22 protein-coding genes are annotated in these 23,904 nt (G+C 58.7%); 13 read left to right on the forward strand and 9 right to left on the reverse strand.

Annotated elements, in window-relative coordinates; all coding sequences use genetic code 11:
• Window positions 1–3 precede the first annotated feature (3 nt).
• Entirely contained in the window at window positions 4–1,563 is a 1,560-nt protein-coding gene (locus ACR0DA_RS03450) for a fasciclin domain-containing protein (RefSeq protein ID WP_480752966.1), read from the forward strand.
• Window positions 1,564–1,764: 201 nt separating this feature from the next.
• On the opposite strand, the gene ACR0DA_RS03455 is transcribed toward ACR0DA_RS03450, so the two are convergent.
• On the reverse strand, window positions 1,765–2,799 hold the full coding sequence (locus tag ACR0DA_RS03455) for a zinc-binding dehydrogenase (RefSeq protein WP_480753901.1): 1,035 nt from the start codon (window positions 2,797–2,799) through the stop codon (window positions 1,765–1,767).
• A gap of 50 nt (window positions 2,800–2,849) precedes the next feature.
• Complete coding sequence (locus tag ACR0DA_RS03460) at window positions 2,850–3,698, reverse strand: TauD/TfdA dioxygenase family protein (RefSeq protein WP_170437059.1); 849 nt, start codon at window positions 3,696–3,698, stop codon at window positions 2,850–2,852.
• Window positions 3,699–3,841: 143 nt separating this feature from the next.
• Between ACR0DA_RS03460 and ACR0DA_RS03465 the strand changes: the two genes are divergently transcribed.
• From ACR0DA_RS03465 to ACR0DA_RS03485, 5 genes are all read left to right on the forward strand, one after another.
• On the forward strand, window positions 3,842–4,714 hold the full coding sequence (locus tag ACR0DA_RS03465; protein ID WP_480752968.1) for a LysR family transcriptional regulator: 873 nt from the start codon (window positions 3,842–3,844) through the stop codon (window positions 4,712–4,714).
• A 238-nt stretch (window positions 4,715–4,952) separates the two neighbouring features.
• Window positions 4,953–6,371 carry a circularly permuted type 2 ATP-grasp protein gene (locus ACR0DA_RS03470; protein WP_170363774.1) on the forward strand — a complete coding sequence of 473 codons (1,419 nt, stop codon included), beginning with the start codon at window positions 4,953–4,955 and terminating at the stop codon, window positions 6,369–6,371.
• A 2-nt stretch (window positions 6,372–6,373) separates the two neighbouring features.
• Entirely contained in the window at window positions 6,374–7,315 is a 942-nt protein-coding gene (locus ACR0DA_RS03475) for an alpha-E domain-containing protein (RefSeq protein ID WP_170363773.1), read from the forward strand.
• Window positions 7,316–7,318: 3 nt separating this feature from the next.
• Window positions 7,319–8,116 (forward strand): transglutaminase family protein, encoded by a 798-nt coding sequence (locus tag ACR0DA_RS03480; protein WP_170371541.1) that lies wholly within the window; start codon window positions 7,319–7,321, stop codon window positions 8,114–8,116.
• A gap of 11 nt (window positions 8,117–8,127) precedes the next feature.
• The gene (locus ACR0DA_RS03485) at window positions 8,128–8,859 is read left to right on the forward strand and encodes a proteasome-type protease (protein ID WP_170339269.1); all 732 of its coding nucleotides are present in this window, start codon (window positions 8,128–8,130) and stop codon (window positions 8,857–8,859) included.
• A gap of 51 nt (window positions 8,860–8,910) precedes the next feature.
• Here the strand turns inward: ACR0DA_RS03485 and ACR0DA_RS03490 are convergent, their stop codons facing one another.
• Complete coding sequence (locus ACR0DA_RS03490) at window positions 8,911–9,288, reverse strand: MerR family transcriptional regulator (RefSeq protein ID WP_170508742.1); 378 nt, start codon at window positions 9,286–9,288, stop codon at window positions 8,911–8,913.
• Window positions 9,289–9,339: 51 nt separating this feature from the next.
• On the opposite strand from ACR0DA_RS03490, the gene ACR0DA_RS03495 reads away from it, so the two are divergent.
• The gene (locus ACR0DA_RS03495) at window positions 9,340–10,596 is read left to right on the forward strand and encodes an NADH:flavin oxidoreductase/NADH oxidase family protein (protein ID WP_480752970.1); all 1,257 of its coding nucleotides are present in this window, start codon (window positions 9,340–9,342) and stop codon (window positions 10,594–10,596) included.
• A gap of 182 nt (window positions 10,597–10,778) precedes the next feature.
• On the opposite strand, the gene ACR0DA_RS03500 is transcribed toward ACR0DA_RS03495, so the two are convergent.
• The 4 genes from ACR0DA_RS03500 to ACR0DA_RS03515 all read right to left on the reverse strand — a co-directional run bounded on the left by ACR0DA_RS03500 (window position 10,779) and on the right by ACR0DA_RS03515 (window position 14,492).
• The gene (locus ACR0DA_RS03500) at window positions 10,779–12,059 is read right to left on the reverse strand and encodes a TRAP transporter large permease (protein ID WP_170339264.1); all 1,281 of its coding nucleotides are present in this window, start codon (window positions 12,057–12,059) and stop codon (window positions 10,779–10,781) included.
• Window positions 12,060–12,068: 9 nt separating this feature from the next.
• Complete coding sequence (locus ACR0DA_RS03505; RefSeq protein WP_254430270.1) at window positions 12,069–12,557, reverse strand: TRAP transporter small permease; 489 nt, start codon at window positions 12,555–12,557, stop codon at window positions 12,069–12,071.
• A gap of 114 nt (window positions 12,558–12,671) precedes the next feature.
• Complete coding sequence (locus ACR0DA_RS03510; protein ID WP_093961689.1) at window positions 12,672–13,655, reverse strand: TRAP transporter substrate-binding protein; 984 nt, start codon at window positions 13,653–13,655, stop codon at window positions 12,672–12,674.
• Window positions 13,656–13,706: 51 nt separating this feature from the next.
• Window positions 13,707–14,492 carry an SDR family NAD(P)-dependent oxidoreductase gene (locus ACR0DA_RS03515; RefSeq protein ID WP_480752972.1) on the reverse strand — a complete coding sequence of 262 codons (786 nt, stop codon included), beginning with the start codon at window positions 14,490–14,492 and terminating at the stop codon, window positions 13,707–13,709.
• 258 nt (window positions 14,493–14,750) lie between these two features.
• Between ACR0DA_RS03515 and ACR0DA_RS03520 the strand changes: the two genes are divergently transcribed.
• Window positions 14,751–15,431: a GntR family transcriptional regulator gene (locus ACR0DA_RS03520; protein ID WP_170419421.1), complete on the forward strand. Its 681-nt coding sequence runs from the start codon at window positions 14,751–14,753 to the stop codon at window positions 15,429–15,431.
• A 35-nt stretch (window positions 15,432–15,466) separates the two neighbouring features.
• Window positions 15,467–15,778: a cupin domain-containing protein gene (locus tag ACR0DA_RS03525; protein ID WP_170419419.1), complete on the forward strand. Its 312-nt coding sequence runs from the start codon at window positions 15,467–15,469 to the stop codon at window positions 15,776–15,778.
• A 149-nt stretch (window positions 15,779–15,927) separates the two neighbouring features.
• On the opposite strand, the gene ACR0DA_RS03530 is transcribed toward ACR0DA_RS03525, so the two are convergent.
• Together ACR0DA_RS03530 and ACR0DA_RS03535 are read right to left on the reverse strand one after the other, a co-directional pair.
• Complete coding sequence (locus ACR0DA_RS03530; protein ID WP_480752973.1) at window positions 15,928–17,565, reverse strand: GMC family oxidoreductase; 1,638 nt, start codon at window positions 17,563–17,565, stop codon at window positions 15,928–15,930.
• A 10-nt stretch (window positions 17,566–17,575) separates the two neighbouring features.
• Window positions 17,576–18,676, reverse strand: a complete 1,101-nt coding sequence (locus ACR0DA_RS03535; protein WP_480752975.1) for a LacI family DNA-binding transcriptional regulator — start codon at window positions 18,674–18,676, stop codon at window positions 17,576–17,578.
• Between the two features lie 166 nt (window positions 18,677–18,842).
• On the opposite strand from ACR0DA_RS03535, the gene ACR0DA_RS03540 reads away from it, so the two are divergent.
• The 4 genes from ACR0DA_RS03540 (at window position 18,843) to ACR0DA_RS03555 (ending at window position 23,904) form a co-directional block, all read left to right on the forward strand.
• Entirely contained in the window at window positions 18,843–20,309 is a 1,467-nt protein-coding gene (locus ACR0DA_RS03540) for an aldehyde dehydrogenase family protein (RefSeq protein WP_480752976.1), read from the forward strand.
• A 55-nt stretch (window positions 20,310–20,364) separates the two neighbouring features.
• On the forward strand, window positions 20,365–21,339 hold the full coding sequence (locus ACR0DA_RS03545) for an ABC transporter substrate-binding protein (RefSeq protein WP_480752977.1): 975 nt from the start codon (window positions 20,365–20,367) through the stop codon (window positions 21,337–21,339).
• A gap of 67 nt (window positions 21,340–21,406) precedes the next feature.
• A complete protein-coding gene (locus ACR0DA_RS03550; protein WP_480752978.1) occupies window positions 21,407–22,942 on the forward strand; it encodes a sugar ABC transporter ATP-binding protein in 1,536 nt (511 codons plus the stop codon).
• Window positions 22,927–23,904 (forward strand): ABC transporter permease, encoded by a 978-nt coding sequence (locus ACR0DA_RS03555; protein WP_170442258.1) that lies wholly within the window; start codon window positions 22,927–22,929, stop codon window positions 23,902–23,904. The genes ACR0DA_RS03550 and ACR0DA_RS03555 overlap by 16 nt, the downstream gene beginning before the upstream one ends.

Below are 23,904 nucleotides of genomic sequence, written 5' to 3' on the forward strand. Positions count from 1 at the left end.
AATATGACGACAATTGCAGGAATTGCCGCAGGAAATCCAAGCTTTAGCATTCTTGTCGCAGCAATAGGTTTTATCGATGACCAGAAGGGGACTGACTACCTTGGTGTCCTCAGTGGAACTGCCGGTGACCCTTCTGCGACCTACACGGTTTTTGCCCCGACAAACGCGGCATTCGGGCAGCTTGCAGCTGATCTGGGTTTTGCGGGCGACGTTACTGACACCGCAGCCGTAACCGCATTTCTGACCTCTCTGAACGAAGATCCGGTGGAAACCGCAACGCTGCTTGAGACGATCGTCACCTACCATGTTGCAGCTGGCACCCAAGGGTCGTCCGAGATTGCGTCGGCGGGTTCGGTGACCTCACTTCAGGGCGGAGTGATCGATGCGTCCGAACTACCGACACTTGGCGATCTGGAGCCGGACCTCATAAATCCGTCGCTGGTGCAGACAGACATCCTGGCGGACAATGGCGTGGTCCACGTGATTGATCGCGTTCTGCTGCCGATCGATCTGCCAGGCAATGACGCCCCGACGATTACGGAAACCGTTCTGGCGGTAAGCGGCGCATCCGGCTTTGACGAAAACGGAGGTGATTTCGACATACTCCGAGAAGCTCTGATCGCGGCTGATCTGGCGGGCGCCCTTAATGACCCGAATGCCGACCTTACCGCCTTCGCGCCGACCGATGACGCGTTTATCGCGCTCTCGAACTCACTGGGATACGAAGGCAGCGATGAGGGCGGAGCGTTTGCATACCTTGTTGACGCACTGCGTTTGCTCAACGGCGGAAACGATCCCATCGAGCTGTTGACGACGGTGCTGACATACCATGTCTCGGGTGAAAGCCTGCAGGCCAGCCAGGTTCTGGCGTCTGAGGAAATCGAAACGCTCCAGGGCGGAACGATTGGTGTGGTTGCCGAGACCCTTACCCTAGTCGATGCCGATCCGGACGTTCAGGATCCAAGCCTCATCGCGACCGACATTCAGGCGTCTAACGGTGTGATCCATGTGTTGAACGGCGTTCTGCTGCCCGCCGATCTACTGCAATCTGACGGTTCAGGGGCAGTCGATTTCGTCATCGGAGACGACGGTCGCGAAGTTATCCGCACAGGTCGGGACAATGACCTGATCGATGCCAAAGGCGGCAACGATATCGTTTTCGCAGGAAGTGGTGACGATCTGGTTCTCGCCGGTGACGGTCGGGACAAAGTTTTCGGCGGTAAGGGTGACGACACCCTGAACGGCGAGGGTGGAAACGACATCATCTTCGGCGGCCGCGGAAACGACGAGATCGCGGGCGGCGCCGGAAACGACAAACTCATCGGCGGCTCGGGCTCTGACAGCTTCGTCTTCGAACAAGGCGGCGGTCATGACACTGTGTTCGGCTTTCGCGCAGGTCGCGACAAGATCGACCTCAGCGCCTATGGCTTCACAGATTACGAGGAAGTCGAGGATGCGATCAGCGGCCGTTTCTTCAAGACCAAGATCGATTTGGGAGACACGGAAATCTCGTTGTTCGGCGTCCGCGCAAGCAGCCTAGACGAAGGTGATTTCATTCTCTGAAAGGCAAGCCCGCCTGGACCGACCAAAACTGTTTGGGCGGGCTTTTCTTGTTGAAACGGCTTCACAATATTTTTCGGGAACAGTGTTTTGGCGTGTGTGTGGCGACAGCCCGGGCAAACGACGTTACTCGCCTTAAGTTATTATTTTTAAATACTTTAACTATTTGGGTCCGCGTGCATCCTGCAAGGCACAGGCACCCAATCAAGGTCGAAAACTTGTGATTACGGCGGTGCCGGGCGAGGTCGGGCCACGCATCGCGCGAAGCTCACCGCTGGCATCCTCAAGGCGGACCTCTCGGGCCACCATCGGCTGCATGTCAACGTTACCCCGCTCGATCAGTCCAAGCAGACGCGGGTACTTCCAGGACGGCATGCCCCGGGTGCCATAAACCGAGAGCTGTTTGGAATATATCGCGCGCATGTTCATGCGCATCCAACCTTCACCCGACGGCATCCCAATCTGTACATGACGGCCCAAGATCGCGAGGCACTCCAGCGAAGCGTTCGTCGTTGTTTCGATGCCCAGAGCTTCGATGGAAACCTGCGCTCCTCCACCGGTGATATCCAGGATCGCGATCGCCGCATCCTCTTTGGATGCATTGACTGTCGCGTCCGCGCCGTGGAGTTTTGCGTGCTCGAGTTTCTCATCGACCACATCCACCACGACAACCCGGCATCCCAGCATTTTCGCAAGCAAGAGAACGGACAGACCAATTCCACCGGTTCCATGGACGGCAACCCATTCGCCCGCAGCAACATCTGCTCGGTCCGTCAAAGCATGCCATGCGGTGGTGACGCGGCAGCCCAGGCCGGCGGCGAGGGCAGGGGAGAGTGTGTCTGGCAAGTGAACCAAGTTATGGTCAAAGGGCACCGCAACATATTCCGCATAGGCGCCCGGTGCGCCAAATCCGGGAACGATCTGGTTGGCGCAGGTATTCGACACTCCGGTTTGACAGGCATGGCAACTGCCGCACCCTAGGATGAATGGGGCGATGAGGCGATCACCCACTTTGTGTTTCGCATTGGACCCGGCCTCGACCACGGTGCCACAATATTCGTGCCCCAGGATGGAGCCGTTTTGAACTTTCGGGTGGGCACCGGACCAGCCGTGGTAGTCCGAGCGGCACACGCCGCAGGCGGCGACCTCCAAGACCACTCCGTTGTCGGGGCAGGTTGGGTCCGGGACCGTTTCAATCGAAAGGTCCTCGTTGAACTCTCTGACGACTGCAGCTCGCACTTCGCGCTCCAAAATGGTTTCTTCGACCCAGAAATCCCGTCCCGTCAGAACTAGACGGGTCGGTCGCCTTTCACGGTTACACGCCGCCCCTTTCGTTCCGCGGGCCAATAGTCCCAGATGGCACGATGCATACAGCAACGATTGTCCCAAAACGCCATATCGTTGAGCGACCACCGGAACCGGATTTGATAGTTGATCTGCTCGGCATGCTCGAAAAGCATGTTGAGGATCGCCTCACTTTCCTTGGCCGACAAGCCGATAATCTTCGTTGTGAACGTTCGGTTGACGAACAGCGATTTTCGTCCTGTCTCGGGGTGAGTTCTGACGATCGGATGAATTGCTTCGGGGCAATCAATATCCGCGTCCTTTTGGCCCCGGTCGCTGTACCGGCCCTTGTATATGTGCTCGGAGCTGTGGAGGGCGGACAGGCCGCCGAGCATGCTTTTGATCGGTTCGGACAGATCATCGTAAGCCGCATACATATCGCTGAACATGGTGTCCCCGCCGCAAGGAGGGGCAATGTGGATCTGAAGCATTGTTCCCAATGGCGGCGTCTCATCACATGACACGTCCGAGTGCCAGAACTCACCGTTGGCTACCTTTGAATTTTTGGTGGCATGGATCTCGAATATCTCCGGATACCCTTCCATCGTTGGGGCTGCGGGGTGTGCGTGGAGCGGCCCGAAGCGTTTCCCAAACTCGATGTGCTGCGCAGGCGGTATCTCTTTCTGCTCTTTGAAGAACAGAACCTGATAGGTGTGAAAGGCATCGCGGATCTCGGCGAACTGGTCTTCGGGCACAGGCTGGCTCAAATCGACCCCATAGATCTCGGCCCCGAGGTTAGGAGCGAAAGGCTTGGCAATGATGGACGTGTAGGTGTTGGACTTTGGGGCAACCATGGGGACCTCAGGACGCTGTTTCATTGAGCTTGTTTCGCGCAGGGTACAGATCAAAAAATGTAAACAAAAACGAAAATGATTTGATCCATCGGTGAAAATCTCTCACCTTTTGCGGGTCCGGCAAAAGTGGTGAGGTCTTTGAGATGAGCATTCGAGCGTTGCGAACTTTGATCGCAATACATCGGCATGGAAGCTTTCGAGCAGCATCGGAGGCCGAGCATCTGACGCCGTCGGCGGTAAGCCATCAGATGCGGAATCTTGAAGCCATGTGGGGGCTCGACTTGTTTGACCGGTCGGCGAAGACACCCAAACTGACCAGTGCGGGGCTCATGCTTGTTGAAGAAGCGGCGGCGGTCGTCGCCGCGTATGATGGCCTGGCTGACAAGGTGAGATCAGACAAGGAACTTGCCGGCGAGATCATCTTGGGTGCAGTTCCAACGACTTTGACGGGTTTGGTGCCTGCTGCGTTATCAAGGCTGAAGTCAGAACATCCTGACGTGCGTGTCAGAATTGTTCCGGGCTTGACCAATCAGCTGCTGTTACGGCTGGACCGCAAGCAGGTTAACGCAGCAATCATCTCACGCCCGGATATCCTGCCGAAGTCGCTGGAGTTCTCGGAAATCGTGACCGAGAAACTGGTCCTGCTCGTCTCGGAAAACACCCCGGACCTTTCTCCCGAAGAGCTTCTCGGCGCGTTGCCGTTTATCCGGTTCACTCGCGACGCGGTTGTGGGGAGGCAGATCGAGACCTGGCTGCAAAGGATGGGCATAGAAGTCAAGGACGCCATGGAGCTTGAAAGCCTCGAGGCAATATCAAGCATGGTCGCCGCTGAACTCGGGGTCTCGATCATACCTGACAGTCGTCTGGCGTCTTATGACCATTTACAGCTCAAAAAAATTCCTCTGGAGCAGTTCGGACCCCGACGCATCGTCGGTCTTGCGAGTGTCGCAATGTCACCCCGTGCCAGAATGGTAGACGCAGTCCGGAGCGCACTGCTGGATGCGGTGGGAGCTTAGCCGGTTCTCAGGCGGAGCCGAGGCCCCTGATTGCTTTCGAGAATTGCTTTGGTGGCTGCACGTTATTGAAGCCAGAAGCCGGTAGAGTGGCGGCGATGATTTTCGCTGCACCCAGAACCAATTTCGTCACCGACGGGCGGGCTGCTGTTCGCTCGAAAACTGTGCATTTCTTGGTAGGCCGCCAACTGGAAAAGCCAGTACAACTTGCAAAGTTTGAATTGATCGTCACACTTCTCGTATGAGCGAGTATTTTGATGAGATGTTCAACGGCGACGGATCTCTCAGAGGTCCTTACGAAGAGATCGGACGTTGGTTCAATGCGGAAGATGTCTCACGGCTGAGGGCCAAACAGCGCGAAGCCGAAGAAGTTTTCAGGCTGACGGGGATTACTTTCAACGTCTACGGCAAGACCGAGGCCGAAGAACGTTTGATCCCATTTGATATCGTTCCGCGCGTGATTTCAGGACGCGAATGGCAACGTCTGGAGCGTGGCATCGAACAGCGGGTTCGGGCGATCAATGCGTTTCTTCACGACATCTATCACCGTCAGGAAATCGTGCGTGCCGGTCGCGTTCCGGCAGAGATGATTGCCAGCAACGAAGCCTTCCTGCCGCAGATGCTGGGTGTCTCACCGCCGGGGCAGGTCTACACCCATGTGGTTGGCGTCGATCTGGTGCGTACCGGGCCAGACGAGTTCTTTGTATTGGAAGACAACGCCCGTACGCCGTCCGGGGTCAGCTACATGCTCGAGAACCGGGAAACCATGCTGAAGATGTTCCCCGAGCTTTTCAGCGCCACGAATGTGCGCAATGTATCCGATTATCCCCGCAATCTGAGACGCTCGCTTGCGTCCAGTGCGCCGGCCTGCGCGGATGGCGAGCCGACCGTCGCGGTATTGACTCCGGGGATCTACAATTCAGCCTATTTTGAACATGCGTTTCTGGCCGATCAGATGGCCGTGGAACTGGTCGAGGGCCACGACCTGCGGGTTGTCGATGGGCGCGTCTGCATGCGCACCACGCGTGGTTACAAACCAATCGACGTTCTTTACCGCCGGGTTGACGACGATTTCCTGGACCCGCTGAATTTCAACCCGGACAGCGCGCTGGGCGTACCCGGCATTCTGGACGTCTATCGGGCCGGGGGCATCACGATCGCCAACGCGCCGGGCACGGGCATTGCCGATGACAAGGCAATCTATTCCTACATGCCTGAAATCGTTGAGTTCTACACGGGCGAGAAGCCTCTGCTCAAAAACGTTCCTACGTGGCGCTGCAGCGACCCCGAGTCGCTTTCCTACGTATTGGACAACCTGTCGGATCTTGTCGTCAAAGAGGTGCACGGCTCGGGCGGCTATGGAATGCTGATCGGCCCGACCGCCAGCAAGAAAGAGATTGCGGCCTTCCGTGACAAGCTCAAGTCGCGGCCGTCGAACTATATCGCGCAGCCCACACTGTCTCTCTCGACAGTACCGATCTTCGCCCGTTCGGGACTTGCCCCCCGGCATGTCGATCTGCGGCCGTTTGTTCTGGTGTCCCCGGATGGGATCGAGATTACCCCCGGCGGCCTGACGCGCGTTGCGCTGAAAAAAGGATCCCTGGTCGTGAATTCAAGCCAAGGCGGCGGGACCAAAGACACCTGGGTTCTGGAGGACTGACCATGCTGGGAAAAACTGCTGGCGGGTTGTTCTGGATGTCCCGGTATCTTGAGAGGGCGGAAAACACGGCCAGACTGCTTGAAACAGGTCAGAGGATGGCGCTGACCCGGACCAAGAATTCCGATGCGGAATGGGGCTCGGTTCTGAAAACAGCCGGCGTTTTCGGTGGATACAGCGCCAAATATGATGAGATTTCAAAAGACAATGCCGTGGATTGGATGTTGCGTGATGCCGACAATCCATCCTCGATCAAGTCGGTCATCAAGCAGGCGCGAGATAACGCGCGCCTTGTTCGAACTGCATTGACCCATGATGTCTGGAGCGCGGTGAACGCCACGTGGATGCAGATTGATCAAGCCATGAAGCGCCGCGTGAACGAGAGAGACCTGCCGGGGACGCTGGAGCTTATTCGTCAACAGGCGGCTCTGGTTCGTGGTGCGACGCTAGGGACCATGCTGCGCAACGATATTTTCGACTTCACCCGGATCGGCACCTTTGTCGAGCGGGCCGATAATACCGGGCGCATCCTGGACGTGAAGTACTATGTCCTTCTGCCCACGGCCTTTTCGGTCGGCTCGTCACTGGACAACATCCAATGGGAAAGCATCCTGCGGTCCGTGGGTGCGGGTGGTGGCTATCGCATGACCCACGGCCAGAATACCCGGCCGTCGGAAATTGCGCAGTTTCTGATCCTCGATCAGCGGATGCCTCGCAGCCTGCATTTCTGCTGCAGGAAGATCCAAGAGAACCTTTCTTATCTCAGCAAAGACTATGGCTTTGCGGGGCCGTCGGTTACGGCGGCCAATGCGCTGTCCGAGAAGTACCTCGACCGGCAGATTTCCGATATCTTTGACCTTGGGCTGCACGAGTATATTCAGGACTTTTTGAAAGATCTCGGAGACTTGAGCCGCCAGATTGAAGTTGACTACCGGTTCTATGAGTGACCAATGAAACTGCATATTCGCCACGAGACACGATACGATTTCGACGCGCCGGTTCCCTTTGGCCTGCAGCAGCTGAGAAAAACACCCAAATCCTTCCGCAATCAGAATATCTTCTCTTGGAGCACCGAAGTGACCGGGGGGCGCAAGGAGCTGAGCTTTGAGGACTACCATCGCAACACGGTGGAACTGATCAGTTTCGAAGCGAATACCCAAAGCATCTCATTGATCTCCGAAGGTGTTGTCGAGGTTGAAGATACGCATGGTGTGTTGGGACGTCACGAGGGCTCGACGCCGTTGTGGCTTTTTCAGCGGAGCACGCCTTTGACAACGCCGGGCAAGGGTGTTGCAGACGTGATCGCCGCTTTGCCGGATGGTGAGCCGCTTGAGCGGATGCATGCCCTGTCCGAAAGAGTTCGGGCTCAGGTCTCCTACGAAGTGGGTGGCTCGCACCCGGACTGGAGCGCAGAAGACGCTCTCAAGGCCGGGCGCGGCGTGTGCCAGGACCATGCGCATGTGTTCATCACCTGTGCGCGGAAGATCGGTGTGCCGGCCCGCTACGTCTCGGGTTACCTGATGATGAACGAAACCGAATTGCAGGATGCCACTCACGCGTGGGCCGAGGTTCATTTGGACGGGCTTGGCTGGGTTGGATTCGACGTGTCCAACGGGATTTCACCCGATGACAGATACGTGCGTGTCGCAACCGGTCTGGACTATGCCCAGGCGGCCCCGGTAATAGGAAACAGAATTGGGGCAGCGGGCGAGCAGTTGACGGTTCAATTGCAGGTCGCACAGCAGTAACGGAGAACCTGATGACCTATGCTGTGGGCATGCGGCTGAACCGCGGACTGGTTTTCATGTCGGACACGCGCACGAATGCAGGTGTCGACAACGTGTCCACCTTCAACAAGATGTTCAATTGGACCGTCGAAGGCGACCGTTCGATCACCTTGTTGACGGCTGGCAATTTGGCGACCACCCAAGCCACCATAAGCCTGCTGGAAGAACGTACAAAAGCACCGGAAGACCGATCGCCGTCGATCCTTGAGGCGCCGACGATGTTTCAGGTCGCCCAATTGGTTGCGGCGACGCTGAACGACGTCATCGAGGGGCATTCCCGAGCGGGCCAACAGGCAGACAGCGCCTTTCACGCGACCCTGATCCTGGGGGGGCAGATCAAAGGCGGCCCGTCGCGCCTGTTTCTGATCTATCCCGAGGGCAATTTCATCGAGGCCGGTGAGGATACCCCGTTCTTTCAGATCGGTGAGACGAAGTACGGCCGCCCCATACTGGTACGTGCGTTTGATCCGGACATGAGCTTTTCCGAAACGGTAAAGCTGTTGCTGGTCAGTTTCGATTCAACGATCAAGGCCAATTTGTCCGTCGGTGCACCGCTTGATCTGCTGCTTTATGAGGAAGACAGCCTTACGGCCGGCACGCGTTCAAGGTTCGAGCCTGACGATCAGTACTTTCGGACCATATCCGAAGGGTGGGGCGATGCGCTGAAGGTCGCCCTGTCAAAGCTTCCGGCATACGAAGCCTGAGGAGCGAAGTCTTGTGCTCCCGCAGGGCGCAGGTTTCAGGCTGCCAGACCCTCAGCAGCCATTTGACTCAGGGTCACTCAGATAGGCGATCATCTGGTCCAGGTCGCGGCGAATCCCGTGCAGGTCTTTGATCTTTTGATCCACATCGGCCAACTTGCTTTTTAGGTTCGCAATCACTTCGGGCCGCGGGATGGTGTTTTCCGGGTCTTCCGGTAGGAAGCGCTTGATTTCCGAAAGAGAAAAGCCAAGCGACTTGCTCATTGCGATGGTCTTGATGCGCGAAATCATTGCGTCGGGATAGTCGCGATAACCGTTCTCTAGGCGCTCGGGCGGTGGGATCAGGCCGTGTTTTTCGTAGAACCGAATGCTTGACGCTGACACGCCCGTGGATTCTGCCAATTTTCCGATCTTCATGCCCTTGACCTTCAACCATTGTCGAAGGTTTATATCACCTGGGATCGAGAAGAAAAGGATCCCAAGATGACTGTTTCACCGCTGTTCGAACCGCTCACATTGCCAAATGGCGCGGTTCTCAGAAACCGTCTGGCAAAAGCTGCAATGGAAGAAAGTCTGGCGACTTTCGGGCAGGTGCCAGACGAGAAAATTCACCGGCTTTACCGCCGCTGGGCCGCGGGCGGCGCGGGCCTGTTGATCACTGGAAATGTAATGGTCTCGGCTGATGCGCTGTCGGGCCCCGCCAGCGTGGTTCTGGAAGACGGAACCGATCTTGCGCCTTTCCGGGAATGGGCCGAGGCAGGGCAGACGCGCGGCGGAGCAATCTGGATGCAGATCAATCATCCCGGTCGTCAGGTCCTGGCGAGCCTGGGAGAAGAAACGGTGTCGGCGTCCGACGTTCCGGTCGAGATCCCCGGCATGTCCAAAAATTTCAACCCGCCGCGGGCCCTGACCGAGGCCGAAATCCAAGACCTGATTGCCCGTTTTGCTCGAACAGCCGCGTTGGCCGAAGAAGCAGGATTTGACGGCGTTCAGATACATGCCGCCCACGGCTATCTTATCAGCCAGTTTCTATCGCCCTTGACCAATCGCCGTACCGACCATTGGGGCGGCACTTTGGAGAATAGGGCGCGTATTCTTTTTGAGGTCGTTCGCGCGATCCGGGCCGGCGTGTCCAAGGGTTTCACCGTTTCGGTGAAGCTGAACTCGGCTGATTTTCAGAAAGGTGGATTTGGGCAGGATGATGCCAAATGGGTGGTCAACCAACTTGGCGATATGGCTATTGATCTGGTCGAATTGTCTGGCGGTTCCTATGAGAGTCCGGCCATGCAGGGCAGGCAGGAGGATGGCTCCAGCACGGCCCGGCGCGAAGCCTATTTTGTAGACTTTGCGCGGGAGATCGCTGCTGACGCGAAAATGCCGATCATGGTGACCGGCGGCATTCGCTCTCGGGCTGTTGCCGAGGATGCATTGGCCAACAACCGGGGCGGGATTGGCGTCTCGGTTCTGGGGGTGGCCCGCGCGATGGCCTTCGAACCTGATCTTGTCGAAAACTGGCGGAATGGAAAATCAGAGTCGGTCAATATCCCGGAAGTGTCTTGGGAAAACAAAAGGCTGGCCGGGTTCGCCTCGATGGTTCTGGCGTATTTCCAGCTTGAACGACTGGCAAATGGCAAGCCACCGAAGGTACCGCACTCGGCGTTTCTTGCGCTGATGCGAAATCAGTTGCGGGCGAAGCGATGGACGAAACGTTACCGTTCTTGGCGCGATGCCCGAGCATAATGTGGTCAGGGACGCCTAAAGCAGGGATCCAACGGCGTTTGTGCGGGTAATCACCGTGTGGCGGCACCTTTGACGCTCGGCTTCCGGCGCCGACCGCAGGTGTTTCTTCCGTTGCCGCCAGTGCCGGAGCCGGGCGCACCTTTACCCAAGGTGCGTCCGGACCTTTTGCCTGCTCGCCCTTGCTATCCAAGCAACCCTGGCAGGGTCAGCGAGATAGCGGGCACAAAGGTGATCAGCATCAGGGCGACCAGAATTGCCAGGTAAAAGGGCCATATCGTCCGAACCGCCTTTTCCATCGGCAGTTTGCCAACGGCGCAGCCGACAAACAGGCAGGAGCCAACCGGAGGAGTGCACAGTCCCAGGCCCAGATTCACCAGCAAGATCATTCCGAACTGCAGGGGATCAATGCCAAGGCTGTTGGCAACCGGCAGGAAGATCGGCGTGCAGATCAGGATCAGGGCCGCCATGTCCATGATCATACCCAGAAGCAACAAAACCGCATTGATCATCAGCAGGATAAGGATCGGGTTTTCCGTCAGGCCTGTCAGCAGATCCACCGTTTTGTCCGGCACTCTGTAGAAGGTCAGCATATAGGCAAAGGCACCCGCGCAGGCGATCAGGATCATGACCATGGCCGTCGTACGTACGGCCGACGCAACCGCGATGCAGAACTTGTCCCAGGTGATGCTCCGGTAGACCACGAGCGTGACGACAAAGGCATAGATGGCGCCGAACGCCCCGGATTCGGTGACCGTGAAAATGCCCGACAGGACGCCTCCGACGATGATCACGGCAGTCAGCAGCCCGGGGATCGCGCTGAGAAAGCTGATGACCAGAGCCTTCCAGCCCGGAAAGGTTTCGGCCTGATACCCTCGGCGCACCGCAACAAGATACGCGGCGACGGCTAGGCAGAGGCACATCAACACGCCCGGAACTACACCCGCGAGGAAAAGCTTTGAGATCGAAATGCCGCCCCCCGCCGCAATGGCGAAGATGATCATGTTGTGGCTGGGAGGGATGATGATCCCTGCGATCGACGACGTGACCGTCACATTGACCGCATAATCCGCGTCGTAGCCTTTCTCCTTCATCACGGGAACAAGAATTGAGCCGAGAGCAGATATGTCGGCGATGGCCGATCCGGAAATTCCACCAAACAACATCGACGAAAACACATTCACGATGCCCAAGCCCCCACGAACGGCGCCGACCGCGGCTGACGCGAACCGCACCAGACGCATGGCGATCCCGCCGTGGAACATCAGTTCGCCGGCGAAGATGAAGAACGGGATTGCCATCAACGAGAAAACGTTGATGCCCGAGATGATCCGCTGGAACCCGATCATCAGCGGCAAACCTTCGAACCAGAAGGCCGAGATGGCGGCAATGCCCAAGGCGAAGGCCACGGGTGTTCCGATCAGTACACACAGGGCGAAGACGCCAAGCAAAAGAAGAATTCCCATGATCCGCCTCTATTCGATGCTGTCTTTTCGCTCGTCAAAACCGACGCAGAGGCGGATCAGGTGACCAACGGAAAACACAAGGATAAGGCCCCCGCCAATGGTCAGGGGCAATGACCGCAAGCCTTCGGGAACCTGGATCAAGGGAATGAGCGACCCCCATTTGAACATCGTAAGCCGCGCCCCGAACACCAGCATCAGAGCGCCGAATCCGGCCATGATCACATCCGTGCAAACGACCAGAGCCGTCCTGAATCGTCGCGGAACGGCCGAGCGTACGAGGGACACGGACAAATGCGTGTTGTCGTGCACACCGACCGCCGCGCCGATGAACGCGATCGTCATGACCAGCAGCAGGGCGACCTGCTCGACCCACGTTGGCGTTGCGTTCAGGACGTAGCGGCCGAAGACGAGCCAGCCGAATATGACAGTGACCACGACCAGCGCGACACCGGTCACGATCCGGCATGCATCGGCGATGCGGTCGAGGATCCGGACCATAGTGCGCACTGAGGACGGGGGCGGAGATGTATTGCTCATAAGCCTGAAACTCTTGATCAGATGTCCGGCCCCGCATTGGCAGGGCCGGACTGTATCAGATCCGATACGGTTCGATCACTCGGTCGCTTGGATGGTTTCAACCAACGGGCGGAGGTCAGGGTTGGTTGCGAAATAGGCCTCGTAGACCGGGGCCATCGCGGCCTGGAACGGCGCTTTGTCGGCCACTTCGTTCACTACCACACCCGCAGCCTCGACCGCCGCGCGGCTGGCCGCTTCACGCTCGGCCCACAATTGCCGCTGCAACTCGGCGGACTCTTGCGCCGCCTCTCTGACTGCGGCCTGCAGTTCGGGCGACAAGGCGTTGAATTTGTCGGTGTTGACGCACACGCATTCAGGGATGATCAGGTGCTGGGACAGCGAGTAATAGCCGGCAACCTCGAAATGGCCGGTCGACTCGTAGGACGGCCAGTTGTTCTCGGCGCCATCGACGACCCCGGTCTTCAGGGCCTGATAAACCTCGGCGAAGGCCATGGGCGAGGGGTTGCCGCCAAGTTCGGCAATCATGCCGGTGAACAGATCGTTGTTCATGACCCGCACTTTCATGCCCTGGACATCGGCCGGGGTATTGATCGGCTTGGTCCCGTTGTAGAAGGATCGGGCGCCGGCGTCATACCAGGCAAGCGGGGTCAATCCCTTGGCTGCCATACCGGCCGCGATCGCGGCACCGCCCTCGCTGTCCAGAACGCGGAACATGTGGGGGACGTCCTTGAAGATGAAGGGCAGTGAAACGACATTTGCCTCGGCGACAATCGGTCCGATCGGACCCAAGTTGAAATTTCCGACCTCCAGAGCGCCAGCGCGGACCTGTTCGACCGCATCGGGCTGGCTGCCCAATGTGCCGCCGTGGAACATTTGCAGGTTGATTTCACCGCCGGTCTTTTCGGTGACCAGTTCGGCGAATTTGTCCATCGCGACAGTATTCGGGTAGCCGTCTGCGTGGATGTTCCACCCGCGCCAATCCTCGGCCAAAGATGCGCTGCCGGTCATGACGACCATGGCTGCGGCGCCGATCAGTGTTTTTGTAAGTTTGGTGTTCATGCTTTCCTCCCTAGAAGCAGACAGATGTTTTTGGTGATCGGTCGGAGCCGGCTATGAAAAGAGCAGGCCTCCGTTGATGTCGATGTTCGCGCCCGTAATGAATGCGGCGGCGTCCGAGGCCAGAAACGCGACGAGGTTTGCCACATCCTCGGACGTGCCTTCGCGTTTCAGCGGTGTGGCGCTGGCCACGTTGGTTCGGACTTCGGTCTTGGTGAAGACATTGTGGAAATCTGTGTTGATCATGCCCGGGCAAACCGAATTGATCCGGATGTCGGGGCCCAGTTCCTTGGCCAGCCCACGTGTCATCGTCATGACCGCCCCCTTCGAGGCCGCATAGGCAACCGCGCCGGGACCACCCCCGTCACGACCCGCCTGACTGGCGAACCCGACGATCGCGCCGCCTTTTTTCATGTGCGGCAACACCGACTGAACGGCGCGGGCAAAAGAAGTGGTGTTCAGGTCCATAACGTAACGCCAGTGGTCCATGTCCATATCGGACAGGGTCTTCCGGGCCACCAACCCTCCGGTCACGTGGACAAGAATGTCGATCCGGGGTCCAAAAGCGGCAATCGTTTCTGAGACCAGCCTGTCCACATCCGCGCCTGACGTCATGTCGCCCTGTACGGCAATCGCCTGACCGCCGGCAGCCGTAATCTCCTGGACCGCCGTCTCTGCACCCGTAGATGAGCTGTGATAGTTGATTGCGACCGACGCTCCGGCCTCGGCCAGTTTCAGAACGCAGGCACGGCCGATGTCCCGTCCGCCGCCGGTCACGATCGCAACCTTCCCTGCAAGGTCCCGGTTCAGGCCAATCTGTTCGGCGTTCAATTCGGTCATTCTCTTGTCCCTTTGGATCCCCGGTCAGCCTGCCGCGCGCCCGTTCCGATCTTTGAGTTCGGACGGACAAGAAGCAGTGTTGCGTATTTTAGTCGACTAGTATACTAGTATTGTCAACAACTTTGTTTGGGGATCACAAAGGGCATCGCACGGCAGGTGCCAAATCAATTGGCTGGAGTTACATTGAGGAGTATCGAGGGAGGGGTCTCGAGCCACGGAAAACCACCCGAGTTGGTCACGCGCAGAAAAAGGCAGGAAATGCAAAGTATTACGGACAAGATCGAGCGGCGCACAACCACCGATATCGTTTATGAGAGCCTGTACGAGGCGATCGTTTCGCTTGAAATCCTGCCGGGGACGAAACTGTCCGAAGCCGACATCGCAAAAAAATTCGAGGTATCCAGGCAGCCTGTCCGCGATGCTTTCAACAGGCTCGAGGCGCAGGACTTGCTGCTGATCCGGCCTCAGAAAGCCACTCGGGTCCGTAGCTTTTCAATGGAACGGATCGGTCATGCACGCTTTGTTCGCCTGGCCGTCGAGTTGGAGGTGGTGCGCGCTGCGTGCCAGGTTTGGAAGCCCGAATACTCGAAGCTGCTGGAGGACAACCTCAAGCGGCAGAAAGACGTGGTTTCAAGGAACGAGGCCGAAGAGTTTCATCAACTCGACTATGACTTTCATCGGTTGATATGCGAGCTGAGCGGCAACCCGCTGGCCTTTGACACGATTCAGGAATGCAAAAGAAAGATCGACCGCCTGTGCGTTCTGAGCCTTGGGCGCGAGAGCGAGGCCGAGACTCTGGTTCGGGATCATGTGGCGCTGGCCAAGGCGCTTGCAGACCGCGACGAGGCGAAGGCGAGCGAAACCATTCGCCGTCATCTGGGCCGTATCGACAAGACCATCGAAGAGGTTCACGCGAAACATGCCGAGTATTTCGAGTGAAATGAACGCCGCCACCTGACCGAGGACACTGCATCATGACCAATAGCTATCCGATTGTGTCGCCCGCCCCGGGCGTCACGCGCCAGGTTTTGGCAGATCACGAAGACCTCATGATGGTGTCCTTCCGCTTTGAGAAAGGTGCCGAAGGCGCGTTGCACGACCACCCGCATGTGCAGTCGACATTTGTGCGGTCCGGGCGGTTCAATTTCGTTATCGGAGATCAGGAGCGAGAGCTGGGGCCCGGTGACAGCCTGATCATTCCGTCCGGCGTTAGCCATGGTTGTGTTTGCCTGGCGGCCGGAGAGTTGATCGACTGTTTCACGCCCAGGCGGGACGACTTTCTGTAAGGCGCATTCCGCGAACGCGCTTGCCGTGGCCCGCGATTACCTTGACCCCATGAGGCCGGGTAACCTGTTTTTCGGCGAAACGGGTCGGGCAGGGGGGCATATCATTGCGCCGGAAGTCGGATCAACCGACAGCGGCCCCGCAGCTTGGGCTAGGAATTGCGGTCCTCACGTGCTGATCCAATGCCAAGGATCAGGTCGGCGCATCGTTCGCCCAGCATCATCGCAGGTGCGTTTGTGTTGCCGGCGTTGATGTCCGGCACGGCGGACATGTCGCACACCCGCAAGCTCTCGACCCCGCGCACGCGCATTCTGGGGTCCAGCACGGCCATTCCATCACCGTCACGGCCCATTCTGGCAGTGCCCGCCGGGTGATAGTTGGTTTTCACGAACCGTTTGCAATGTGCTCGCAGCGTCTGGTCGTCGTCCGCTGTCGGAATCACGATTTCGCGGATCCTTTGTGCAAGTGGGCCCGAGGTGAATGCTCGACGAAAAAAACGCTGCCCCAGGATCATCTCCTGCATGTCGTCTTCATGCTTCAGAAGATTCGGCGAAACTACTGGCATGGCGTCGGGGTCTGCCGAGCGAAGCCGAACCTCTCCGCGTGATTTCGGTTTGACCACGACAGTCGTGACGGTCAGGCCAAAGTCATCTTGCACCTCGTCAAGCGCGTCGCGATCCAGATAGACGATGGGAACGCAAAATGCCTGAATGGTCGGTTCTCCATCAGGGTTCGACGGATTGACGAACGCGCCGGCTTCTACCCCGGCCGAAGTCACCGGGCCGCTGCCGAACAGCTTGAACTGGATGCCGTTGCGGAGCATCCGCCAGCCCTCACCTTGTTTGAAATATCCGTAGGGGCCGTTGGCAAAGGCGGTGATCGGAACTTCGGGGTGGTCGGTCAGGTTTTGGCCGACCCCGGGCAATGGGCAGACCACGGGAATATCGTGTTCGGCAAGATGTGCATCCGTTCCGATACCCGACAGCATTAGAATTTTCGGCGTGACGAGGGCGCCAGCCGCAAGCACAACCTCACCATCACATCGGACGGTGTGGGACCCGCGTTTGTCTCGATACTGCACGCCGACGGCCCGGTCGTTTTCGATGATGATTTTGCTGACTTTTGCGCCCAGCTGGATGGTCAAATTCGGGTTCGCCTCAAGTGGAGCGAGGAAAGCGTAAGCTGACGAGCTGCGCTTTCCGGCGCGATTGGTGAACTGATAGAACCCGACGCCGCGCTGGGTTGCGCCGTTGAAGTCCGTGTTGAATGGTTCGCCAAGGGCCTGCACGGACTGAACGAACCAACGGGACATGTCGTCGATATGCCCGGGATCCGAGACCTGCACCGGACCGTCGCTGCCATGCAGGTCGTTGTGAAGCCTGTTGTTGCCTTCCATCCTGCGGAAATAAGGCAGCACATCGTCCCACGCCCAACCGACCCCGTCGTTGGTCTGTCGCAGCAGGTCGTTCCATGCGTCATAGTCAGAAGGCCGACCGCGCATATAGACCTGCGCATTCACCGACGACCCGCCGCCCAGCACGTTGGCCTGCGGAATGTCATGCACGCGGCCGTCCAGGTGGTCCTGCGGTTCGGTCTGGTGGTAGGTCATGAACTTGGACCCGTTGATCATCTTGAAGATACCCGGCGGCATATCCAGCAGCGGATGGCGATGCGAATGCCCCGCCTCCAGTACCAGAACCCTGCACTTGCCTTTGTTGACCAGCCGCGCTGCTGCCGCGGCGCCGGCCGAGCCGCCGCCGATGACGATGTGATCGAAGGTTTCCGTCATGATTTCGCCTTCAGGTCCGGCGTTTGGGCTCGCTGATCGAGTCGCGCTCGACCAGTTCGCATTCCAGCTTCACGAGTGGATGCCGCTGACCGTCCGTCGGTCCATGGAACAGCTGTTCGACGACCCAGCGTCCCATCGCCCGGGTGGGAAGGATCATCGAAGTCAGGGGCGGCGACAGGTGTCGCGCGGTTTCGTCATCGTCAAATCCGATGACTGAAATGTCCTCGGGGATGGACAGGCCAAGTTCCTTGAGAGCCTCATAGCAGCCGATGGCCATGCGGTCATTCTGGCAGAAAATGGCGGTTGGCGGAGAGGGCAGGTCCATCAATTCCCGCGTGGCGGCGTAGCCTGCGCTGGGCAGCCAGTTGCCCTCGATGACCAAGTCCTCGTCAAATGGGATGTCGGCGGAAGCCAGGGCGTTTCTGTACCCGGTCGTACGCCCGGCGGCGCATTCCATGAACGGCTCGCCGGTGATGGTGGCAATTCGTTTGTGCCCGGCCTTGATCAGGGCGTTGGTCGCCGTATGTCCGGCAGCGACTTCGCCGGGGATCACCGCAGGAAAAGAGAGGTCGTCGCAGAAGCAGTTCAACAGCAGAACCGGGGTGGCCGTGTGCCTGAGGATATCCGGCACGACCACCCGCCGCGTAAAAACGGTCGCGTAGATGATGCCTGCAACCTGTTGGTCGAGGAAATACCTCAGCGTTCTGGGCTCGACCTCGGGGTCGTTTTGAGTCTCGGCCAGTAACACAAGATTTCCGGTGTCCCGAACGGCCTGTTTCACGCCGTTGAACGCGTTCACCATCTCGGGGCTCGACGCCAGATCATCCACGACGAAAGCTATGGTTCCGTCCAGAGCCGCGGGCCGGCGCGCGCTGTCCTGGGGTTTCCTGAGTTGAGAGGGCATGGCGTATCCAAGCGTGTTGGCGGCATCCAGGACCCGTTGCTTGGTATCCTCGGAGATCTTGACGGAATCATTCTTGTTGAGAACCAGCGATACTGTCGTCTGCGAACACCCGGCGACGCGCGCAATGTCGTGCATCGTCACGCGCTGCCGGCCCGCGACTCGTCCTACACCCCTGTGCTGCCCGGCTTTGTTCGCTTGATCGTTCATCGCTCAACCTTTTTGTTCGCATCCTTTTTATCGACTATGCGGAGGGTGCGCAACTAATATTAGTAGGTGATAATTAATATTAGTGTTGACGAAATAATATTATTAGTGTTTTGATCGGCGGTGCGGTCGCCATTGTGGTCTGGCCGAGCAAGTGCGGGAGGCGAAATTGCGGTCTGTAGTGGGGGAGTTGGGTCAAGTCGTTCGCCATTCGATGTTCATCGATGGCCGCTTTGCCGACTTTGACGCGGACGCGGTCGATGTCGAAAACCCTGCAAATGAAGAGATCGTAGCACAGGTTCCAGATGGTGGTGCCATGCATGCCGATGCGGCGGTCGAGGCGGCCCGCGGGGCTTTTGGCGCGTGGTCTGCGCGCCCGGCGATCGAGCGGGCGCAAATGGTCCGAGGGCTCGCCGAGGCCATCCGGGCCGACGCCGCGCGTCTGGCTGCTTTGATCACAGCCGAGCAGGGCAAGCCGATCTCGCAAGCCCGAGGTGAAGTGGATGCTGCCGTCACCTTTCTGTGCCATGCAGCAGAAGAGGCCCGGCGGATTTCGGGTGACATAGTGGCCTCGGACAACAGGTCCGAAGAAATCCAGATTCGGCGCCATCCCTATGGTGTTGTCGTTGCGCTGACGGCCTGGAACTATCCCTTGGCATTGGCCGCCAGAAAAATCGGGCCAGCGCTGGTCGCGGGCAACACCGTTGTTTTGTTAGGACATGAAATCACGCCGCTGTCCGGTCTCGCGGTTGCCGAGCTTGCGGACAAGGTCGGCTTTCCGCCCGGCGTTCTGAATGTTCTGACGGGGAAGGGGCCGGTGGTTGGGCAGCGGCTGGTCGAACACCCCGATACGTCACTGATCACGATGACCGGCAGCACGCGCGCCGGGAAAGAGATTTTTCGCACAGCGGCCGACCGGATCAAGGTTGTCCGGCTCGAGCTTGGAGGCAAAGCTCCGTTCATCGTGATGGAGGATGCGGATGTTGACGCCGCCGTTTCGGCCGCCATTGCCGCCCGGTTTGCCAATTGCGGCCAGATCTGCACCTGCAACGAGCGTATGTATCTCCATCGCGACATTGCCGACCAGTTCTTGGAAAAATTCGTGTCGGCAGCCCGCGCATTGTCGATCGGGGATCCGATGGAGGACTGCGACCTAGGGCCCAAAGTCAGCAAGGTCGAAGTGACCAAGGTCGCCGAAATCATCCAACGCAGCATCGCAGAGGGTGCCACGGTGCATCTCGAAGGTGGGCCTTTGACGGACGGCGCGCACGGCAAAGGGCACTGGATGTCCCCGACCGTTCTTGAGGTCTCCGACAACGGCAATGCCGCGATGCAGGAGGAGGTCTTTGGTCCCGTGGCGACAGCCATGCGAGTCGATGATTTTGATCAGGCGATAGCCTTGGCGAATGACACGTCATTCGGGCTGTCCGCCTATCTCTTTACGGCATCGCACCGCCGATTGATGGAGGCCCCGAGCCGTTTGAAGTTCGGCGAACTGTACCTGAACCGTTCGAACGGCGAAGCCGTGCAGGGGTTTCACACAGGTTGGGGGCTGTCCGGGGTTGGGGGCGAAGACGGCGCCTATGGCTTCGATGGCTATCTGAGGAAACAGACGACTTACATGAATTGGGCATGACCTGAAAACTCGCGGTCAAAACGGAGGCGACCGCACCAATGGAGGAGGAATAACCATGAAACGAAGAACTCTTTTGATCTCGACGGTTGTCGCAGGTGCGCTGTTGGGCACCACGGCGATGGCACAGGGTCTGCCGCCGCTTGAGCAGAAAGATCGCTACAAGGTCGGCTTTGCGCAGATGGAGTCGAACAATCCCTGGCGCATTGCCGAGACGAAATCGTTCCATGACACGGCAGAGGCCTGCGGCTGGGATCTTATCGCGACGGATGCGGCCGGATCTGCGGCCAAGCAGGTTGCGGATGTGGACAGCATGATCGCGCAAGGCATCGACGTCCTGTTCCTGCCCCCGCGGGAAGAAAAGCCGCTGATCCCGGCCGTTATGAAGGCTCGTGCCGCCGGCATTCCAACCTTTCTGGTGGACCGCTCGGTTGATCCAGCCGTCGCCAAGCCGGGCGAACATTTCGTGGCATTTCTTGGATCGGACTTCATTGATCAGGGCAACCGGGCCGCGCAATGGCTGATGGAGAATTTCGAGGGCGACAAAGGCATCATCGTCCAGTTGGAAGGCACGACAGGGTCCTCGCCTGCAAATGACCGCAAAAAGGGTTTCGACGACGCGATTGCAGCGGATGACCGTTTTGAGATCGTGGCCTCTCAGACCGGGGACTTTGCACGCGACCTGGGTCGTCAGGTGATGGAAACCCTGCTGCAGGCGCATCCCGACGTGAACGTGGTCTACGCCCACAATGACGAGATGGCGATCGGCGCGATCCAGGCTCTGGAACTGGCGGGCCGCAAGCCCGGCGAGGACGTGACCATCGTTTCGATCGACGGGACACGCGATGCGCTACAAGCCATCATCGACGGCAAGATGGGCGTCACGGTCGAAAGCTCGCCTTTCTTCGGCCCTCTGGCCTGTGAAGTCATGAAGAAATACGCGGCTGGCGAGACGATCCCGGAATGGGTGAAAGTCGAAGATCGCATCTTTACCAAGGACAACGCGGCCGATCACATCGACGAAGCCTATTGATTCTCCCTGGTGGGTGGTGCTGGCCTGTGGTCGGCGCCGCCTGCAAGCAATAGGAGGAAGACATCTCATGAATGCGCTCGTCTCGATGTCGGGAATTGAAAAGTCCTTTGCCGGCGTACCGGCACTCAGCCAGGCCAGCCTGGAGATCGCACCGGGCGAGGTTCATGCGCTGATCGGTCAGAACGGTGCCGGCAAATCGACGATGATCAAGGTCCTGACCGGAGTTTACGACCGGGATGCCGGCGACGTGCATCTGGCGGGTGTGCCGAGCCACATCTCCACTCCGCGCGAAGCGCAGGAATCCGGAATTGCCACGATCTATCAAGAGCTCAACCTAGTGCCGCTGCGGTCAGTGACCGAGAACATCATCATGGGGTACGAGCCCAAACGTCTTGGCTTTCTGGTCGACTGGCGCGAAGGCAACAGGCGCGCACGCGAGGTTCTTGCGCGCTTTGGCATAGATATCGACGTGACCGAGCCGCTGGGAAATTTCTCGACAGCGATCCAGCAGTTGGTTGCGATTGCGCGGGCTGTGTCATTGGACGCAAAGCTGGTCATCATGGACGAACCCACCTCGTCATTGGATGCCAGCGAGGTCGAGGTTCTGTTCGGTGTGGTGCGCGAGTTAAAGAAACAGGGCGTTTCCGTCCTGTATGTCTCGCATTTTCTCGATGAGCTGTTCCAGATCTGCGACCGGGTCACAACGATGCGAGACGGCCGCACAGTCAGCACGCGCAACGTGCAGGACACGACCAAACTGGAAATGATCGCGGACATGCTGGGCCGCAACAAGGACGAGATCGCGGCAGACGGGCTTACGGACTTCGCCGGCGCTAAGGCCAAGAAAGGCGATATCGTTTTGCGGGCTGTCTCTGTCTCGACAGGCCCGCGACTGACGCATTTCGACCTCACGCTCCACCGCGGGGAGATCGTTGGGCTGGGCGGGCTTCTGGGCTCTGGCCGGACAGAGGCTGCGCGCGCGTTGTTCGGTGTGGACGGGGCCCGCAGCGGCGCAATCGAGCTGCACGGTGCGGTCGGGCAACCGTCCGGACCGGGTGACGCGATCGCAAACGGGGTCGGCTTTCTGACCGAAGATCGCAAGGCCGAAGGGATCATTCCTGACATGTCCGTGCGCGAGAACATGACGCTGGCCCTGCTGCCGAAACTGGCCAGCCGTGGTCAGATCGACTTTGCCCGCGAGCGCGAGATCGTTCAGGCCTTCATCGACGACCTGGGCATCAAGGCGGCGCATATGGACCAACCCATTCGCGAGTTGTCCGGCGGCAACCAGCAGAAGGTGCTTCTTGCCCGTTGGCTGGCGACACAGCCCGACATCCTGATACTCGACGAGCCGACCCGAGGCGTGGATGTCGGCGCCAAGCGAGAGATCCAATCTTTCATTCGGTCTTATGTTGAAAAGGGGTTCGGCGTTGTCCTCATCAGTTCGGAATTCGAAGAACTGGTGGAAGGCGCTGACCGCATCGTGGTCATGCACGAGGGGCGCTCGGTCAAGGAACTGACCAACCCCGGGATTACCGAGAATATGCTGGTGCGCGCGCTTGCGCATCATGAAGAAGGAACTGGTTCATGGACCGCGCAATGAAGTTGCCGCAACGGGTCGCATCGATGCCCTTCCGCTTTCATGGCGGCATCGCCGCGTTGGTCGCCCTGCTGGTGTTCAACGCGTTTTTCACCCCCAATTTCCTGCAGTTGCAGACCCTGTTCGTGAATATCAGCCAGGTTGCCACGATCGCCATCGTGGCCATGGGCATGACGCTGGTCATCGCCACGGGTGGGATCGACCTGTCGGTTGGCGCGGTCATGGCTCTGGCCGGTGCGTTGGCCCCGCTGATCTTTCTGTCGGATCTGGGCGCCGCCAATCCGATGCTCGGCGTCACTTTGGCCATTGTCCTGCCGCTGTTCGTCGCGGGTTTATGCGGGGTATTCAACGGCGTGATGGTTGCTGTGTTGAACGTGCAGCCCATCGTTGCGACGCTCATTCTTTTCATCTCGGGTCGCGGAATTGCTCAGGTTTTGACGAACGGGAACCTGCAGACATTTTCCAACCCTTCATTCAGTTATCTTGGAACCGGCAAGGTGCTTGGCTTGCCGTTCCAGGGGTGGCTGGCGCTGGCGATTGCCTGTGTGCTGTTTTGGGTGATCACCAGAACCACTTGGGGCCGCTACCTGCTGGCGATCGGCGGCAATGAACGTGCGGCCTATCTGGCGGGTGGTCCCGTCCGGCGGGTCAAGATCGGGGCCTATGTCATCTGCGCGGTGCTTGCAGGCCTGGCCGGTCTGATCGTGGTTGCGATCAACTCGGCCTCGGACGCCGCGCGCAACGGCAATCTGATGGAGCTTGATGCCATCGCGGCCGCTGTCGTTGGCGGGGCTCTTTTGCAAGGCGGGCGGGCGCCGATCTTTGGCGCCATTCTGGGTGCCGTGATCATCCAGCTGGTCAAATATACATTGTTGGCCAACGGGGTAGAGGACGAAGTTGCACTGATCGCCAAAGCCGTCATCATAATCCTGGCCGTTTGGGTCCAGCAGTTCCGGAGGGCTTGA

It is taken from the genome of Ruegeria sp. CI8 (assembly GCF_056536865.1).